The 18,572-nt window shown below is 64.2% G+C and carries 16 protein-coding genes; 9 read left to right on the top strand and 7 right to left on the bottom strand.

Going from position 1 to position 18,572, the window contains the following annotated elements; genetic code table 11:
• The 7 genes from VMF11_02735 to VMF11_02705 all read right to left on the bottom strand — a co-directional run bounded on the left by VMF11_02735 (position 1) and on the right by VMF11_02705 (position 8,201).
• Complete coding sequence (locus tag VMF11_02735; protein HTU69212.1) at positions 1-3,396, bottom strand: GH92 family glycosyl hydrolase; 3,396 nt, start codon at positions 3,394-3,396, stop codon at positions 1-3.
• Complete coding sequence (locus VMF11_02730) at positions 3,393-3,761, bottom strand: RidA family protein (GenBank protein HTU69211.1); 369 nt, start codon at positions 3,759-3,761, stop codon at positions 3,393-3,395. Before VMF11_02730 ends, VMF11_02735 begins: the two co-directional genes overlap by 4 nt.
• A complete protein-coding gene (locus tag VMF11_02725; protein HTU69210.1) occupies positions 3,761-5,182 on the bottom strand; it encodes an NAD(P)(+) transhydrogenase (Re/Si-specific) subunit beta in 1,422 nt (473 codons plus the stop codon). Before VMF11_02725 ends, VMF11_02730 begins: the two co-directional genes overlap by 1 nt.
• Positions 5,179-5,493, bottom strand: coding sequence for an NAD(P) transhydrogenase subunit alpha (locus VMF11_02720; GenBank protein HTU69209.1), 315 nt, complete (start codon positions 5,491-5,493; stop codon positions 5,179-5,181). Before VMF11_02720 ends, VMF11_02725 begins: the two co-directional genes overlap by 4 nt.
• The gene (locus VMF11_02715; GenBank protein HTU69208.1) at positions 5,490-6,611 is read right to left on the bottom strand and encodes a Re/Si-specific NAD(P)(+) transhydrogenase subunit alpha; all 1,122 of its coding nucleotides are present in this window, start codon (positions 6,609-6,611) and stop codon (positions 5,490-5,492) included. Before VMF11_02715 ends, VMF11_02720 begins: the two co-directional genes overlap by 4 nt.
• A 48-nt stretch (positions 6,612-6,659) precedes the next feature.
• Positions 6,660-7,508, bottom strand: coding sequence for a fumarylacetoacetate hydrolase family protein (locus VMF11_02710; GenBank protein HTU69207.1), 849 nt, complete (start codon positions 7,506-7,508; stop codon positions 6,660-6,662).
• 180 nt (positions 7,509-7,688) lie between these two features.
• A complete protein-coding gene (locus VMF11_02705) occupies positions 7,689-8,201 on the bottom strand; it encodes a hypothetical protein (GenBank protein ID HTU69206.1) in 513 nt (170 codons plus the stop codon).
• A 247-nt stretch (positions 8,202-8,448) separates the two neighbouring features.
• On the opposite strand from VMF11_02705, the gene VMF11_02700 reads away from it, so the two are divergent.
• From VMF11_02700 to coaE, 9 genes are read left to right on the top strand one after another with little or no spacing between them, the layout of a single operon-like run.
• Positions 8,449-10,806 carry a hypothetical protein gene (locus VMF11_02700; GenBank protein ID HTU69205.1) on the top strand — a complete coding sequence of 786 codons (2,358 nt, stop codon included), beginning with the start codon at positions 8,449-8,451 and terminating at the stop codon, positions 10,804-10,806.
• Between the two features lie 7 nt (positions 10,807-10,813).
• The gene (gene polA / locus VMF11_02695; GenBank protein ID HTU69204.1) at positions 10,814-13,441 is read left to right on the top strand and encodes a DNA polymerase I; all 2,628 of its coding nucleotides are present in this window, start codon (positions 10,814-10,816) and stop codon (positions 13,439-13,441) included.
• Positions 13,438-13,875 (top strand): DUF192 domain-containing protein, encoded by a 438-nt coding sequence (locus VMF11_02690; protein ID HTU69203.1) that lies wholly within the window; start codon positions 13,438-13,440, stop codon positions 13,873-13,875. Before polA ends, VMF11_02690 begins: the two co-directional genes overlap by 4 nt.
• 5 nt (positions 13,876-13,880) lie before the next feature.
• Complete coding sequence (locus VMF11_02685; GenBank protein ID HTU69202.1) at positions 13,881-14,264, top strand: hypothetical protein; 384 nt, start codon at positions 13,881-13,883, stop codon at positions 14,262-14,264.
• 10 nt (positions 14,265-14,274) lie between these two features.
• Positions 14,275-15,087, top strand: coding sequence for a bifunctional DNA-formamidopyrimidine glycosylase/DNA-(apurinic or apyrimidinic site) lyase (gene mutM / locus VMF11_02680; GenBank protein ID HTU69201.1), 813 nt, complete (start codon positions 14,275-14,277; stop codon positions 15,085-15,087).
• Positions 15,088-15,122: 35 nt separating this feature from the next.
• Entirely contained in the window at positions 15,123-16,268 is a 1,146-nt protein-coding gene (locus tag VMF11_02675) for a S1 RNA-binding domain-containing protein (GenBank protein ID HTU69200.1), read from the top strand.
• A 48-nt stretch (positions 16,269-16,316) separates the two neighbouring features.
• On the top strand, positions 16,317-17,090 hold the full coding sequence (locus tag VMF11_02670) for an energy transducer TonB (protein HTU69199.1): 774 nt from the start codon (positions 16,317-16,319) through the stop codon (positions 17,088-17,090).
• Between the two features lie 10 nt (positions 17,091-17,100).
• Complete coding sequence (locus VMF11_02665; GenBank protein HTU69198.1) at positions 17,101-17,931, top strand: TonB family protein; 831 nt, start codon at positions 17,101-17,103, stop codon at positions 17,929-17,931.
• Between the two features lie 50 nt (positions 17,932-17,981).
• Positions 17,982-18,569, top strand: coding sequence for a dephospho-CoA kinase (gene coaE, locus VMF11_02660; protein HTU69197.1), 588 nt, complete (start codon positions 17,982-17,984; stop codon positions 18,567-18,569).
• Positions 18,570-18,572 lie beyond the last annotated feature (3 nt).

The raw sequence follows: 18,572 nt of genomic DNA, 5'->3' as shown, positions 1-18,572 counted from the left end.
TTAATGGGGGATGGCGATCGTGTAGGCGCCGCCGGCGCCGAGAAAAAGCGGCGCCGCCGCACGGCCGTCGCGATCGACCCGCACCAGTGCGTTGTCGCGGTGCAGGATCACCAGCGCGGCGGAGCCGTCGCGCAGCCACTGCACGTCGAAGGGCTGTCCGCCGACGGTGATGGCCGGCTGCGCCGTATTGGTCGCGAGATCGATCGGCGTGAGCGTGGTCGTCGCATAATTCGTCACATAGGCGAGCGTACCACTCGGATCGACCGCGACGGTTTGCGGCTCGACCCCGACCGGCACCTGCGCGATGACGCGACCGCTCGTCAGATCGACGACGCTGACGTCATTGCTGCCGTTATCGGCGACATAGAGCGTCCGGCCGTTCGGGGAGAGCGCGATTCCGGCCGGCCGCTCCCCTACCGGAATCGGCGTCAGTGTGCTCATCGTGCGCAGGTCGACCGGCACGATCGCGTTCGCGCCTTGGTCGCTGACGTAGAGGCGCGAGCCGTCCGGCGCGATCGCGATCGAACGCGGTCCGCTGCCGACCGCGAGCGGTTTTCCGGCGCGCAGCGTGCGCGTGTCGATCGGCTGGATCGTGCCGTCGTCGTAATTGGCGATCCAGACCGTCGTGCCGTCCGGCGTGATCGCGGTCCCGTTGGGCGAGTTTCCAACCGCAACCGTCGCGATGACGCGGCCGGCGACCGTATCGATCACGCTTACCGACTTGGCGGCGCGGTCGGCGATAAAGTAACGGCGATCGTCGGGCGTGAGAACGCCGTCGCGCGGTTCGTCGCCTACGCTTATCGGTGCGCCTAAACCGCCGGTGCGCGGGTCGTACGGCATCACGGTATCGTCGAAGCGGTTCGCGATCCATGCGAGCGGCAGCACGTCGCCGTCCTGCTGCGCTCGTACGTCGACGCTCGCCGGTTGCAGCTGCGCACCGCGATCGTCGACCGCGGTGATATCGACGTCATAGAGTCCGCCGGCTCCCGCCGCCATGACGAGCGAAACGCCGTGCCGCGCATGACCGTCCAGTGTGAGCGTTCCCGCCGGCGGTGTGACCGAGAGCCCGGCTTGCGTTGCTAGTCTCCACGTTACCGACGCCGGCGTCGCACCGGTGTTTTCAAACGTCACGGTTACCGATGCGTTGCTGCCGCCAGGCGTCAGCGCGACGGCGGCATCGGATACCGTCATGCGCACGGGTGTCGACGGAGGGAAGGCAACAGGCGATCGCGCAAACGGCGGCGGCGCATCGGCGGGCGCCGTTCCCCACGAACGATTTGGCGTTGCGGATAGGCGGAACGCGAGATGCAGGTTGCCGGCCCACGGTAGGGCGATCCAGGTGTGTTGGGTTGCGCGCCCGTTGACCGAAAGCGCGTTCACGTAAGGCGCGTCGTCGGCTGCAGCCGGAGCATCGATCGTGATGTGCGGACCGCTGGGCGGCTCGATCGCGATGTGCGGGAAGAGCGGGCTGCCGACGTCGAGCTGCCGCATCGCCGGAAATTGCGGGTAAAGACCGAGCGCGCACCAGACGTACCACGCGCTCATCGTGCCGAGATCGTCGTTGCCGGGAATGCCTTCCGGCGTATCGTTATAGAGCGTCGTCATCACCGACCGCACGATCGACTGTGCGCGCCACGGTTCGCCCGCGCTCAAGAGAGTCCACGGCGACCCGAGGCTCGGCTCGTTGCCCATCCACGCATACGGTTTATCTTCGTCCGCATTCAATTGCGAAAAGAAGGCGTCGAGTTTGGCGACCGCCGCCGGCGCGCCGCCCATGCCGCGGATCAGATCGGGGAGGTCTTGCGGCACCATCCAGGTGTACTGGGCGGCATTGCCTTCTTGGAAACCGCTCTGTCCGTTCTCGCCGATCGGTGTCTGCTCGAACGCGCCCTCGCCGTCACGCGGCGCGATCCAGCCGGTTTGCACATCGAAGAGATTCGCCCAATTCGAGGCGCGCGGGAGAAAGCGTTGATAGGTCGCGATATCGCCCAGCGAGCGCGCGAACGCAGCGATCGAAGCATCGTCGAGCGCGTACTCGAGCGTTTCCGACGCGCCGTTGGGCACCGGCGAGACCGAGGTCGTGTAGAGATTCGGAATGTAACCGAGCCGCTGATAGAGCGCGGATTCCGGGCGTTCGATGTACCAGCCGTAGGCGGGCGGCCCGGTCGTAGCGGTCGCACCTTTGACCATCGCCGCGAGCGCGGTGCGTACGTCGAAGTCGTGCGCGCCGAACGCGTATCCGCCGGCGATTACGGGATCGACCGAATCGCCGCCCATGACGCTGGTAGGTGAATTGACCAGCGCCCAGCGCGGAAGAGCGCCGCTCTGGGCGTAGGCGTCGACCAACGACTGCAGCATGTCGCTGGCGCGATCGGGAACGAGCAGCGCGATCAGCGGCATCTCGGTGCGGTAGATGTCCCAGTCGGAGTAATTGGCGTATTCGGCATGACCCTTTTGCACCTGATGCACGTTTCCGTCGAAGCCGCGATAGCGGCCGTCGGCGTCGCTGATCAGGTTGGGATGCAGCATCGTGTGATACAGCGCGGTGTAGAACTGCTGCCGGTCGCTGGCGGTGCCGCCGGTGATCTGTATGCGCGAGAGCATGTTTTGCCACGCCGCCAGCGCTGCATTGCGAACGGTCACGACGTCCCAGCTTTTGGCTTCGGCGGCAAGGTTGTCGAGAGCGCCCTGCTGGTCGACGAACGAGAGCGCGACCTGCGCGCGCACGAGCGGATTATGCGTCGTATCGAAGCGTAGCCAGGCGGCGGCGTGCGGCCCTCGGCCGTCGTTCAGTACACCCGATTCCGCGAACGGCCGGTCGAAGCGCGCAACATAGTAGACCGTATACCGGTCGGGCATCCCGCAGAAATACCCGCTCGTTGCGGATCCTTCGATCTCGTTCGAACCGACGACGCGGATCGACGCGTCGTCGACGCCGGCTTGGTTCGAGGCCGGGTTGACCACAATGTTGGCCTGCGCGGTCGGCGGAAACGTGAACGAACCCAGGCCCGTCCGGTCGGTGACTGTGAGCGCGACGCGAATCGCCGGTGAACCCACGGAGACGGCGTAATAACCCGGTCCCGCGCTCTCGGTCGCGTGGGAGAACGGCTGGCTCGTGGTTGCGGGAACGCCGATCGTTCCGATCGTCGGCAGCATCGCGAAGTCGCCGAAGACCGAGCAGCCCGGTCCGCTCAGGTGCGTCAGACTAAAACCGGTGATCCTCTTGTCGGTATATTCGTAGCCGCCGCCCGCGTTTTGCGAGGGCGTGTCGGGACTCCATTGGATCATGCCGAACGGCATGTCGGCGCCGGGAAACGTGTCGATCGGGCCGCCGATCTGCGTTCCCGACGTTCCGATGAACGTGTCGACGATCGCGGGAGGAGTGGTCGGAATCATCCGATGTGCGCCTCGACCTCGATCTCCACCAGCAGGTGCGGCGCGATGAGCCGCGTCACCTCGACCATCGTTGCGGCCGGCCGGATGTCGGCGAATGCCTCGTGATGGGCTTTGGCCACCAGTTCCCAGTCGTCGATGTTCACCACGTACATACGCGTGCGCACCACGTCGTCGAGCGATGCGCCCGCTTCCTCGAGCGCGCGCTCGATGCGCGCGATGGCACCCTTGGCTTGAATGTACGCGTCGGGTCCGTCGCTGGTCGTGCCCGAAACGGCGACGAAATCCCCGAACCGTACCGCGCGCGAATATCCGACGCGCGCCTCCCATACGCTTCCGCTGTCGATGTGACGGCGGCGCGTGGACATCACAAAGCCTTGACCGCCGCGGTCAACGCGTCGACCGATGCCTTCGCGTCGCCGAAGAGCATCGCCGTATTCGGCATCTCGTAGAGCGGGTTGTCGATGCCGGCGAAGCCCGAACGCATCGAACGCTTGAGCACGATCACGTTCGCCGCCTTGTCGACGTCGAGAATCGGCATTCCGTAGATGGGCGAACTCGGAATGTTGCGCGCCGCCGGATTGGTTACGTCGTTCGCTCCGATCACCAGTGCCACATCGGTCGTCGGGAACTCGGCGTTCGCGGCGTCCAGATCCAGGAGCTGATCGTAGGGAACGTTTGCTTCGGCGAGCAGCACGTTCATATGGCCCGGCATGCGACCCGCGACCGGATGGATCGCGTAGAACACCTTGACGCCGCGCTTTTCGAGTTGATCGGCGAGCGCTTTGACGCTGTGCTGCGCTTGCGCGACCGCCATGCCGTAACCGGGAACGAACATCACCTTGTTCGCGTAGGCGAGCATGACGGCGACGTCGTCGGCGCTCACGCTGCGCACGTTCTGCGGCGAGCTGCCGGCGGCGGCCGCGGGCTCCGAGCCGCCGGCCGAACCAAACGCGCTGAAGAGCACGTTGGTGAGCGAACGATTCATCGCTTTGCTCATGTCGACGGTTAGAATCGTACCGCTTGCACCGACGAGCGCGCCGCAGATGATCAACAATTCCGAGTCGATCTCGAATCCGGCGATCGCGACGGCGACGCCGGTGAACGAGTTGAGCAGCGAGATCACGACCGGCATGTCGGCTCCGCCGATCGGCATCACGAAGAGCACGCCGAGCGCGAGCGCCGCCGCGAGCAAGAGGAAGAAGCCCCACATCGGCAGCGTTCCGCCGCTCACGACGAACCAGACCCCGAGCACGGCGATGGCCAACGCGACGACCCCGTTGACCACCTGGTGCCCCGGGTAGGTGACCGGACGTCCGGTCATCAGCTCCTGCAATTTGAGGAATGCGATGATCGAACCGGCGAAGCTGATCGATCCGATGATCATCGAGAGCACGAGCGAAACGGAGACGATTGGATCGAGTGCCGCGCCGCCGCCGCGCAGGAAGACGACATATTCGACGACCGCGATCGATGCCGCAGCGCCGCCGCCGGCGCCGTTGTAGAGCGCGACCATCTGCGGCATCGCCGTCATCTTCACCCACATTGCCGCGACCACGCCGATCGTACCGCCCAAGACAATTCCGATCGCGATCGCCCACCAGGCGACGCCGCCCGTCTGTATCAGCACGACGACGAGCGCGATCAGCATACCGACCGCCGCGAGCCGGTTCCCGAACCGCGCCGTCCGCGGTGTGTTCAAGAAGTGCAGGCCGAGGATGAAGAGCGCGATCGCGAGCAGGTCGAAAAGCGAGGCAACCGCCTCGCCTGAGCCGGTCGTAAGGTTCACTTGCCGCCGCCTTTGCCGCGGAACATCTCCAACATGCGCTCGGTGACGGAAAACCCGCCGAAGACGTTGATCGCGCCGAGGGTGACCGCGGCGATCGCGATGACGGTCATCCCCGGGTCGGCGGCGCCGCGAGTGAACAGCGACACGGTTGCGACGATTGCGCCCGCGACCACGATGCCGTGAATTGCGTTGGTCGCCGACATCAACGGCGTGTGCAGCGTGGTCGGCACTTTCGAGATCACTTCGAAGCCGACGAAGATCGCGAGTACGAAGATCGTCAGGAGTTCGATCAGGTGACTGATGTCGGTCACGAAGTAGGTCCTCCGATCAGTGCGCGGCCGTCGCGCGCAACACATGCGCCCTTGATGACGTCGTCCTGCGGGTCGAGTGCGATCGCGCCGTTCTTGATGAAAGGCGAGAGCAGCGCGTAGACGTTACGCGAATAGAGCGCACTAGCGTCGTAGGGCATCGTCGAGGGCAGATTGACTGCGCCGATGATGCTCACGCCGTTCGACGAGATGACGGTCTGGCCGGCTTTGGTCAGCGCGCAATTGCCGCCGGCCTCGGCGGCGATATCGACGATGACCGAGCCCGGCTGCATCGCCGCGACCGCGGCCTCGCTGACGAGTACCGGTGCGCGGCGTCCGGGCACGAGTGCGGTCGTGATGACCACGTCGTTCTTACCGATCTGCTCGACCATCCACGCGCGCTGGCGCTCTTGCTGCTCGGGCGTGAGCTCCTTTGCGTAGCCGCCTGCGCCTTCCGCGCTCTCGCCGAGATCGAACTCGAGGAAGCTTGCGCCGAGCGACTGCACTTGCTCTTTGACGACCGCGCGCACGTCGTAGCCGCTGACCACCGCACCGAGGCGGCGCGCGGTCGCGATCGCTTGCAGCCCGGCGACGCCGGCCCCGAGAATCAGCGCCTTTGCCGGCCGGATCGTGCCGGCCGCCGTCGTGAGCATCGGAAAGAATTTCGGTAATTCCGCCGCGGCCAGAAGCACCGCTTTGTAGCCTGCGATGTTGCTTTGTGACGAAAGCGCGTCCATCGACTGGGCGCGCGTGATTCGCGGGATCATCTCCATCGCGAGTGCCGTAATTCCGGCCTGGGCGAGCTCTTGCACGTAGGCGGGATCGCCGAGCGGATTCAGGAACCCGACTAAAATCGCATCGCGGTGCATCGCGGAAAGCACGGCGGGCGCGGGCTTACCGACGGTGACGACGACGTCGGCGTCGGAGACGAGCGCGGGCGACGAATCGGAAATCGTCGCTCCGGCTTGCATGTAGAATTCGTCGGGAAAGGCGGCCGCAGTTCCGGCACCGCGCTCGACGCGCACCGAACCGCCCGCCTGTATCAGTCTTTTCACCGTCTCCGGAACCAGCGCCACGCGGCGCTCGTTGGAAGCGGCCTCACGAGGAACGGCGACGATCATGGCGGCTAGCCTTCACGCGCCGATTGAGGCAACCCTGCGCTCGCGTTGTTAGGCGATGCTAACGGTGTTGCGAAGGATGCCGATCTTTTCGATTTCGACTTCCATCACGTCGCCGTTCTTGAGAAACTCGGGAGGCTTGCGCGCGAACCCGACGCCTTCCGGCGTGCCGGTCGCGATGATGTCGCCCGGCAGAAGCGTCATGCCCTTGGAGAGTTCCGCAATCACTCGCGGAATCGAAAAGATCATCTTCGACGTGTTGCTGTGCTGCTTCTCGACGCCATTGAGCCGGAAGCGAATTTCGAGCGTCGAAGGGTCGCCGATTTCGTCGGCCGAGACGATCCACGGCCCGTACGGCGAGCAATGGTCGAGACTCTTGCCTTTGAACCATTGCAGATGTGCGCGCTGGAGATCGCGCGCGGTCACGTCGTTGAACGCCGTGTACCCGAAGATCACGCTCATCGCGTCGGATTCATGCACGTCCTTACACTCGGCGCCGATGATCACCGCGAGCTCCGCTTCGAAATCGTATTCGCTCGAAATCTTCGCTTCCAGCTCAAGCGTCTGTTCGTGAGCGGCGATCGTCGTCGGCGTTGCTTTGGTGAAGAACGTCGGAACGTCCGGAAGCTTGACCTCTTTGCCGAAGATCGCGGCGCCCTCTTTGGCGTGCTCGAGATAGTTGCGGCCGACGCAAAAGATGTTGCGAAGCGGTTGTACCGGCGCTGCAAGGCGCGCGTCGCGTATGGCGACCGTGTCTTCGGTGTGCGAGGCGGCGCGTTTTTCGGCCGGCAGCGCGATGTACTCGCGCATCGACGGCGCGTCGATCCGGCGGATCGACTCGCCCTCGAGCAGCCCCGGAGCGAGGGTCCCGGTGCGCGTGACGAAGCTGACGAATTTCATGTTCGGCTAGTGAGATGCCACATGTCGCAGTACCTGCAGCGATAGACCGAGAGCGACACGCCGTTCATCAACATGGCGGCGCGCGCGTGCTCCTCGCTGGGGTAGGCGTCCTTGCTGGTACAACTGCGCTCCCGATCGATGACCGGATCGAGAAAGAGCTCGCGGGGAAGCGGCGCCGCTCTATGGGTGCGGCGACGGCGTCGAGTCAATGATCGCGTTGAGCGGCGGCAAACTCTTCCCCTGGTCCTTCATGCCTTCGTGGGCTTCGCGGTCGGCCGTCTCCATCATCATCGTGGCGGCGCCTTTATCGTTGCCCCAGTTGCCGCCGGCTCGTACCAGTGCAATGCCGCGCCGCACTTTCCCCGTCTTCGGATCGTAATCGTAGGTCACGCGATAGATGCCCACCTCGGCGCTCCCGTCGGGATGGCGAATCCACATCTGGAGCACGTTTCCGTAGACTTGCGCGTTGAAAAACGGATAGCGGCCGCCGGTTCCCTTGGCGGTTCGTACGCGCACGACTTGTCCCTTCGCATTGACTTCGACCGTAAATTCCGCGTGCAGCGGAACGTTGGGAAGCGTTGCATGCGGGACGAGGGCTTTCGCGGTCGGCGTCGATTTCGGGTGCGTCGTCGCCGCGGCGGCGGGAAGCACAAATGCAGCGCCGAGCGCAAGCGCGAGGATCGCAGCGCGCATATCAGTTCGCGGAGAGAACGGTGAATTGGCGCCCGCAAGAACCGCACGCGACGATGACTTGCAGGTGGCGGCGCTCGGCGGGATCCGCCGGCTTTCTGGTCGATTCATCACACCCGCAATAACGGCAACGCGTCGAGAGGGAGTTCCCAGCGGGGTCGGGCTCGTTCACGCCCTCCGCTTTATGCGGAGCCCGCGGCACGACCTGCCCGGGGACCGTTCCTGGGCGGCCGCGAAATCCCGAAGCGTCGTGCCGACAATCCGAACGATTCTGGCAGTGTTGCTGGCGCTTGTGTTGCTTGCAGCTCCGGCCGCCGCTGCTCGCCCCATCGTCGATCTCCATAAACTCGACGCCTACTTTGCTCTCTTTGCGAGCGACTCGAACGTGCCGTGGCAAGCGACGACGGTACGGCTCGACACGTATTCCAGCGCGCCGGTGCAGTTTGCGGTCTACCAAGTCGATCCGGCCGATGTGCTGACGGCCGGATCGAACGCGCGGCCGCGCGCGATCGACACGCGGGGACGCCGCCCCGTCGTCGCCTTTAGTTTTACGCCGCCGGGCGGGTATCAATTCCAATCGAGCGAGGTCGACGTGCGGCTCGGTTCGCGCCAAGGATTCTTCGTCGTCGAAGCGCGGCGCGGCGACGTCGGCGAACAGGTGTGGATCAATCGCACCCGCGTCGGCCTGGTGACGAAGGAAACACCGGGCGAGTTGCTCCTCTACGCGACCGATCTTGGAACGGGGCACGCGCTGCCTCACATGCGCGTGGCGTTCGTCGTGGAGAACAACTTCGTGACGCGTTACACCGACGGTGCCGGCATCGTGCGCTGGAATCGTTCGCCGCGGCCCGTCTTTGCGCTCGCGCAGTGGGGCGACAGCTTCGCCTTCGCAAGTTTTCTTCCGCAAGCACCGCTGCCGCGCACGATCGTCGGCGTGCGCACCGACACGGCGGTGGTGCATGCCGGCGGAACGGTTCGAGTTGCCGGATTTGCGCGCACGCGAGCGGGCGCGATCCTCAAGCCTGCCTCCGGAAACGCGACGATCACGATGCGCTTGGGCGGCACGCTGATCGCGCAAGCCGATGCACCGGTCGATGCGGCGGGCGCCTTCACCGCAGATATTCCGATTCCATCGACCGCGAGCGCGGGTGACTATGCGGTACTCGCGCAAATCGATGGCGGCGTCGGCGGTGCGGCGGTGCACGTGGATGCCGATGCCGACGGGCTTTCGCTCGAGGTCAGCAGCGGATGCGCCGGCCCGTGCGATCCCTCTGTCGACGTTCCGGTCGCAATCACGTCATCCCGCGGCGGGGTTCGCGTCCACGTCGCGATCGTGCGTTCGCCGCACGTGTACGTCGATTACTCACCGGAGTTCACGCCGTGGGGTACCTCGGCATGGCTCAACCAAACCGTCACGACCGATGCGCAGGGTCACGCGACCGTGATGATCCCCCATCCGACCGATGGTCTCGCCTCGACCTACGGCGTTCGCGTCGACGCGGGCGGTGCGAGCGCCGTCACGCGCATCCTCGTGCCGACAGGGCGCGACACGGTGCGGTTGCAACTCGATCGCGACCAGCAAACGCTCGGTACGCCGGTGAACTTCGATGTATTCGGCAACGACGTCGTCAGCGGCGCTCCGCTCGCCGGCGCGCGCGTGACGCTGCAATTGCAGCACGGCCCCTCGACGCAAGAGCAAGTCCTCACTCTCGATCGCGACGGGCACGCGCACGGTACGTTCACGGCGCCCTCACTCGGCACCAATTTCGTTTTCGCGACGATCGACGGGGAGAGGGGCACGGCCATGGACGCCGGCCAGGTCGACATCGTGCCGCAGGCAACGCAAGATACGAGCCTCACCGGAAGTTCAAACGTCCGCATAACCCTCGATCGCAGCGTCTACCGCGCCGGAGAGGACGCACGTGTCACCGCTCATCTCGACGGCGCGCAAGGTGACGCTCTGCTGACGATCGAGAGCGCGATGGGAGCACAAACGGTCGTTGCGCCGGTGCACGACGGTGAGGCGTCGGCGACGATGCGCATTACCGATGCAGCCGGAGATCTGCGCGTCGGCGCCGTTCTCGTGCACGACGGCGCGATTGCGTGGAGCAGCGTACCGCTCGATCTCGATGCTCCCGGCCGGCCGATCGCCGCGAGCGTCGGCATGGCGGACGCGCAATTTCTTCCCGGCGCATCCGCCAGCGTGACGCTGAACGGTGCGATGCCCGGAGCGGGAACGACGATCGTGCGGATCAGCCGCGGCGCACCGTCGGGCGGTGCACTCTTCGAGTCGGTACCGGCGCTGCTCGCGGTGGGACTGGCGGCGACGCAAGTAAGTGCGCCGGAAGGGCGCACCTGGCATCCCTGGGTCGATTCGACCGGCGAGCACGCGCAGGTCATCGGATTCGAGCGCCGTTCCACCCAGCCGCAAAATCTCTCGCTCGAGCAAGCCGACACGCAGGCCGTGTGGTGGAACGTGCAGCGCGGCGACGGATCGCCGATCGCAATCGTGCTGCCGGCTGCCAAGGGCCGTTATACGCTCTCGATCCTGCGCATCGACGACGACGGGCGGGTGATCGCGGCGTCCTCGCCGATTACCGTTCAGTAAACCACTGATGGCAAAGAAACGGCCCAATCGTTTGATGCTCCTCGACACGTACGGGCTGGTGTACCGTGCGTTCTTCGCGCTGCCGCCGCTGACCACGGTGAAAGGCGTACCGATCAACGCGGTCTATGGCTTCACGATGATGCTGAACAAACTCATCAACGACGAGAAGCCCACGCATGTGATTGCCGCGTTCGACAAGGGCATGCCGGCCGGACGCGTGCAGCTCTACGCGGAGTATAAAGCGCACCGCGACGCGATGCCCGACGATCTGCGCAGCCAGTTCGCGCTCGTCCGCGACGTGCTTGCCGTGCATCACATTCCGATCGTCGAGATCGAGGGCCAGGAAGCCGACGACGTGATCGCAACGCTGGCGCGCAAGGCGGAAGAGGCCGGTGAGGAGACGCTCGTTGTCACCGGCGATCTCGATTTGCTGCAGATCGTGGCCGAACGCACGACCGTACTCACGACGCGTCGCGGGATCACCGATCTGGGCCGCTACGATCCTCCCGCGGTCTACGAGCGCTTCGAGCTAAACCCGAATCAATTACCGGATTATCGCGGGCTCAAAGGCGATCCGTCGGACAATCTTCCCGGGATCCCCGGCGTCGGCGAAAAGACTGCCATCAAATTGATCAAGGCGGCGGGGTCGCTCGATGCGCTGGTGGCGGATCCCGCGCTGGCGGGCAGCCCGAAGCTGGAAAAGCTCGTGCGGGAATACGGCGAGCAAGCCCGCGTGTGCCGCGACGTGTCGATCGTCCGGCGCGATCTGCCGCTGACCATCGACTGGGAACGCGGCTACGAGAAGCCCAGCGATGCCGCGCTCTATCCTCTCTACGCGCAGCTCGAATTCAAGACGCTGCTCGCGCGCCTCAAGGCGCCCGTCGACGGGCTGCCGCTCTTCGCCGGCGATGCGAAGATTCAAGGGACGTATCGTACGTACGTCGCGTCGGTCGATCCGCCCGAATTCACCCGGTTGGCCGAGGAGTTGCGCGCGCTCGCGGGTTCGGATTGCCTCGCGCTCGCGGTGCGTGAAGACGCGTTCGGCGTCAGCGGCTCACGCGGCACCGGAATCGCCTTCGGCGCGGGCGCGCTCGCGCACGAGCCGGTTCGCGCGGCGCTCGCGCACGCGCTCGAGAACGCGCAGCGCGTTGCGGCCTACGACGCGAAACGCGTGAGCCATGCCTTACGCGCAGCCCGCGTCGAGTTCGGCGATTTCGTCGACGACGCGATGCTCGCGGCGCATCTGCTCAATCCGTCGCGCACCTTCTCTTCGATCCTGGAGGCTGCGGCGGAGCACTTGGAGGCAGCGCCCGACGAGGATGCGGCCGCACACGCCGACGCAACCCTGCAAGTGCTCGAGATCATGCGGCCCATCCTCGAAGAACGCGCCCAGATGCGCGTCTACGAGGAGGTCGAAGTTCCGCTCGCGCCGCTGCTCGCGCGCATGGAAGCCGCCGGCGTGGCGATCGATCCGTCGGAACTGCAGGTGATCGGCGAGGAAGTCGACGCTGCCGCGTCGCGATTGCAGCGGCAGATCTGGGATTTCGCCGGTGAAGAGTTCAACATCGGCTCGCCCCAGCAGCTGGGCAACGTCCTCTTCGGACGGTTGCAGATTCCCGGCGGCAAAAGAACCAAGACCGGTTGGGCAACCGGCGTTGAGGTGCTGCAAGGTCTGGCACGCGAGTATCCGATCTGCGCGCTCGTGCTCGAGTGGCGCGAGGTTACCAAACTGAAGAATACGTACGTCGACGTGATCCCACAGCTGCTCGATCCGCGCGACGGCCGTTTGCACACCGTCTTCAATCAGACGGCCACCGCGACCGGCCGCCTCTCCTCGACCAATCCGAACTTACAGAACATTCCGGTGCGCGGCGACCTCGGGCGCCGGATTCGTAAGTCGTTCGTCGCCAAGAGCGATGAATACGCGCTGCTTGCCGCCGACTACAGCCAGATCGAACTGCGGCTGATGGCCCATCTTTCGGGCGACGAAGCGATGCGTTCGGCTTTCGAAGAGGGTCAAGACATTCACGATTTCACCGCCCGCCAGATCTTCGAGGTCGGAAGCGGAGCAACGGTCGACGGCAACCAGCGGCGCATGGCCAAAAGTGTCAACTTCGGATTGCTCTACGGCATGTCGGACTTCGGCCTCGCGCAGCGGCTCGAGATCCCGCGTGCGCAAGCGCGCGAAATCACCGAGGCTTACTTCGCGCGCTTCCCGTCGGTACGAGCGTACATCGACCGGACGCTGGAGGAAGCGCGAGAGCTCGGTTACGTGAGTACGATCTTGGGCCGGCGCCGTTACATGCCGGCGCTGAGCTCGAGTAATTACATGTTGCGTTCGGCGGCCGAACGCGAGGCAACGAATGCGCCGCTGCAAGGCAGCGCGGCGGATTTGATGAAGCTCGCGATGGTGAAGACCGATCGTGCGATGCGCGCGGCCGGGATCGACGCGACGATGCTCTTGCAAATTCACGACGAGTTGATCTTCGAAGTACACCGCGACGCGCTCCACGAATTGGCCAACTTGGTGCGCCGCGAGATGGAAGAGGCGCTGACGCTTTCGGTTCCGCTGGAAGTGACGGTCAAGTCGGGCCGCAACTGGTACGACGTCGAAATGTTGAAGGAGGAGAGTTGATCGCACCGATCCTGGCCGTACTGATCGCGGCTGCGACGCCGGCCCCGCAACACTTGCCGACGATCGTCGTGCATGCGCCGCGCGCGACGCTGACGTTGCAAGTGGCGAAGACCGAGAACGAGCGCGAGATCGGGCTGATGAGCGTGACACGGCTGCCGGCGCACACCGGCATGCTCTTCGTCTTCGATTCGGACGAACAGCTCGAGTTTTGGATGAAAAACACGCTCGTGCCGTTGGATATGGTTTTCGTTGCAAGTGACGGAACGGTGCGCAGCATCGCAGCCGACGTCCCGGTCGTGCCCGAAACGACACCGGACGACGCGATTCCGCGCCGGTCGGGTGCCGGAAGATTCGTGATCGAATTGCCCGCGGGAGAGGCTCGTAAGGATGGGATTGCCCCGGGTGTCACTCTTCGCGACGTAATCGCGTTATAGAGAGCATGAAACGCTCATTTCTATCCGCGATCGCGCTGGGAACGGCGCTCGTAGCGGCACCAATCTGTGCGTTCGCTGTGACCAACAATCCGCCTAATCAGCTTGCTGTGCCGGGCGAAGTGTGCGGCCGCGTCGACGCACCGGCGAAGCAAATCGTCGCGCTCGAACTCAAACCGGCGATTCCGGAAAACATCATCGTTGCGCGTTCTGCGACGGAAGTCGTAACGACCAGCGTGGCGCCTGACGGGAATTTCTGCTTCGCACATCTTGCCCCGAATCTTCATACGCTGACCGCCTTCGGCGATTCGCCTGCCGAGTACCAAGCGCAGGTCACCCCGATCCCCGGCCAATCGAAGTTCATCGAGGTTACGCGGGCGGCGGGCTTGTAAAAAGGGCTGCGTGCCCGAATTACCTGAGGTCGAAACGATCGCCCGCGGCCTGGCTCACACGGTCGCGGGCAAGACGATCAAATCCGTAAAGATTGCGTTGCCCAAAATGGCGGTCGCGCCGCCGGGCATCGATTTCGCCGCGGCACTTCGCGGCGAGCGCATCGAGCGCGTCGGCCGGCGCGGCAAATACGTGGTGATGGAGTTGCGATCCGGTCGACGGCTCGTAACCAGCCTGCGGATGACCGGCCGTCTGGTCGTGCAACGCCGGGGTGAACCCGACTATCCCGGCACCCACGTGGTGCTTCATTATACGGATGGAACGCGGCTGAGTTTTGCCGATCTGCGGACCTTCGGCCGCATGCGCCTGGTAGAAGCCGACGACCCCTGGGACGCCGCCCTGGGCATCGAGCCGCTTTCCTCAGGCTTTACACCGCAGGGCTTTATCGGTATGCTCATCGGGCGGACGACGCCGATCAAGAGCGCCCTTCTCGATCAGCACCGCATCGCAGGCATCGGAAATATCTATGCGTGCGAGGCGCTATGGGAGGCCGGGATCCGTCCCGGGCGACCATCCAAGGCGTTGACGAAGCCGGCGATCCATCGGCTTTATCACGCGATTCGCGACGTTTTGACCCGCGCAACCGAAATGCGCGGAACAAGTGTCGATGATTACGTGGATTCGGAGGGCCTCCGAGGGGGATTCCAAAACGTCCTCTCGGTCTACGGCAAACTCGGGGAACCTTGTCCGCGGTGCGGAAAACCGATCGTTCGAACGGTGCTCGCGCAACGCGGAACCTGGTGGTGTCGAAACTGTCAGCGTTGATCCGCAAAATAAAAATTGTTAGGTAGGAACCAAACATCTCTACAACTGAAATCGCTCCCGCTACTTACGAGGAAGATCAACTCGCGCTCGAACAGCGCCTCTACGAAGAGTCGCTGAAAGTCCTCGACGAGGGACAAGTCCTGAACGGAATGATCGTTCAAAAGGACAAAGACGAATTGCTCGTCGACGTCGGCGGTAAATCCGAAGGCGTGCTTCCATTCCGCGAACTCTCGCTCGCGATCGACCCCAAGGCGCTCAAAGTCGGTGACACCCTCGAGGTGATGATTCACCGCATTGACGATATGGACGGAACGCTGTTCCTGTCCGAACGCCGCGCGCGCGCGCTCAAGACCTGGGAGAAGGTCATCGACGCGCATGAAGGCGACGAAGTGATCGAAGCCACCGTGACGCAAGTCGTCAAAGGCGGCGTCCTCGTCGATCTCGGCATGCGCGGCTTCGTGCCCGCGTCCCAAATCCGGCGCCAACCGGTCGGCAATCTCGACGAGCTCGTCGGAGCGAAGCTGCGCTTGAAGGTGATCGATCTCGATCACAAGCGGCATCGCGTCGTGCTCTCGCAGCGTCTGGTGCTCGAAGAAGAGCTGCAGGCCAAGAAGCAAGAGTTGCTCGACACGCTCGAAGTCGGTCAAATTCGCGAAGGGATCGTGGTCCGTCTCGCGGACTTCGGCGCGTTCGTCGACCTGGGCGGCATCGACGGTCTCATTCACAACAGCGAGCTGAGCTACGCCCGCATCAAGCACCCGTCGGAGGTCGTGAAGATCGGCGACGTGGTGAACGTCGAAATCATGAAATTCGACGCCGAAGCGAAAAAAGTCAGCCTCTCGCTCAAGCACGCGCTTCCCGATCCTTGGGACGAGCACGCCGACAAACTGTTCGAAGCGAACAAACTGCCGGCGCAGGTCGTCAAGGTCACGCCGAACTACCTGCTGGTCGAAATCTTCCCGGGCATTCTCGCGATGGTTCCCAAAGGCGAGTTCGACCCGAGCGCGCAGTTCAGCGCGGGCCAAGAGGTCGAAGTCACGTTGCTCACGATCAACAGCGCAACGCGTCGTATCACCGCGTCGATCCAGCACGTGGCGGACATTCCGCCCGAGGAGATCGAAGCGCTGACGCTCGACGAAGAGGTTGGCCTCGGCACGGTCGCGGACGAAGTCCAACCCTGAGCCGAATGGCCCAAGGGTGCGCAGCGCAAGCGAAGAAGGGGCGCGGGAATGATCCCGCGTCTTTTTCTTTTCGGCGTGATCCTGATAGCATCGCTCGCAACGCGCGCAAACGCCTGCGCGCGCCCAGACCGCGAGCCGCAGGCGTTGTACACTCCGCCATTAGCATATCCCGCCTCCGCGTTGGCAGAGCACGTTGGCACGAGGATGGTCTTAGTCGAGGTTGTAATTGATTCGACAGGCGAGCTCAAAAACGCGAAGATCTTGCGAACCTCGGGCAACGCTGCGATCGACATGTCGGCGCTGCTCGCAGCGCGACAAAGCAACTTTGCGGCCGCGATCGCGAATTGCGTTCCGGTGGCGCGCGAGGCCGTGATGCGCTTTGTCTTCAACGCCCCGGCCGGCACCGTCGGCGCGCGTCCCACGTTTAGCCCTCCGGCAGGGTGGACGGAACGGCCGATCGGCGGGGGGTTTGCGAACGGCCCGTATCTCCCGTTCGGCATTTGGCTGCGCAGGGGCGATATGCTCATGCTCAGCGGCGGCGAGAGCAGTGATACGTTATCCAGCCTCAAGATCGTACAAACGTTGACGGGCGCGCGTGCGAAGATCTTGGAGAACGGGATCGTGGAAATATGCCGCAGAACGCAAAAGGCGGCGCTGGTCACGTTTACACGAAATGCGCCCGACCCGCAGCAAGGGTACTGGGCTGTTTTGATCGTCCCGGATCAAGGGACCGAATACGTCGCGGCTTACTATTCACCCGCCGGCGATCCGCCCGATCCCGCTGTAATCGACGCGATGAAATCGACCTGCGTGCCGCAGTGAGCGCCACGAAATGATCCCGCGGCTCATCCTCTTCTATGCGGCTTCCATGGTGCTGCTGCTCACGGCGCCTGCGGAAATTGCAGCGCAACAGCGATCGCCGGTGCCCGGTGGCTCGTGCGCGCAACCGAATCGCCCGGCGCAGGTCGTCACTGCGGTAATCCCTGACTATCCGGATGCGGTTGCGCAATTGCACTTGAAAGCGACGACGGCAACGGTCGGCGTGGAGACGGACGCAACCGGTGCCGTCACCTCCGTATGGATCGCTGTTTCGTCCGGAAACGACGATCTCGACCACGCTGCGCTCGATGCTGCCCGTAAGTCGAAGTTTGCTCCAGCACTCGTGAATTGCATCGCGGTGGCCAGTTCGTTCGGCGTTCAGGAGGACTTCGTTCCCGAGAGTGCGGTCGTTCCCTACACCGTCATGACGCCGTCTGCTCCGGTGGTTCGCAAGCCGTTTTTCACTCCGCCGCGGGGCTGGAAGCCGTTCACTCCGACCGGGACTCCGGATCCCAACTGGCAATTTTTCGCCAGCTGGTACCTGGCGCGGTCAAGCCTCTTTCTCGAAGGTGGTGCGACAACTGATACCGTCGACAGCTTTCATCAACGAGTTGAGCGAGATTTGATAGCGACGGGTGCACGGATAATCACTGATCGGGCAGTTCTGACCTGCAAGGGCACGCAGACCGGATGGCTGTTGGTATATACAATCCGTGACCTCGGTTACGCGGAGATCACTGCGTTCGCGCCGAGCGCGGAGTACGACGTTACGTACGAGACCTACGATCGCGTCCCGCCTAGCGATGACGTGATGGCGTCGCTCACCTCGCTCTGCACGCCCTGATCGTGACCTTATGAGGGTCCGGCACCGCCGCGGGCGAATGAGCCGGGTCTATGCGCGTTGGGCTTACGGGTGGGATCGGTTCGGGTAAGAGCGAGGTCGCCCGGATTTTCGCCGAATTGGGTGCCTTCATCATCGACACCGATGCGCTGGCGCGGGAGGCAGTGGCGCCCAATTCCGACGGCTTGCTTGCCATCGCGCACATCTGGCCGAACGTGATGCGGGCCGGCGCGCTCGATCGCTCGGCGCTCGCCGAGATCGTCTTTGCCGATCCGCAGGCGCGTAAGCGCGTCGAAGAGATCATTCATCCGTTCGTGCGCCGGCTGGCGCGCGAACGCGAGGCGAACGCCAAGCCGGGGCAGATGATCGTCCACGTCGTGCCGCTGCTCTTCGAGAGCAACTACGTGGACATGGTCGATAAGTCGGTCGTGGTGATCGCACCGGACGCGGATCGTATCGCACGCGTGATCGAGCGCGACCATACCGACGAGGCGCACGTGCGCGCTCGAATGAAGAGCCAGATCGACCCGGACGAAGCGCGCGCGCGCGCGGATTTCGTCATCGAAAACGATGGTGACCTCACGCACTTGCGCGAACGCACGCGCGCCGTGTACGATGCGCTCACCGGAGTGAAGCACTAGACC

The sequence above is a fragment of the Candidatus Baltobacteraceae bacterium genome (genome assembly GCA_035502855.1).
Taxonomy (GTDB): domain Bacteria; phylum Vulcanimicrobiota; class Vulcanimicrobiia; order Vulcanimicrobiales; family Vulcanimicrobiaceae; genus Aquilonibacter.
This window is presented reverse-complemented; position numbering and strand designations above follow the sequence as displayed.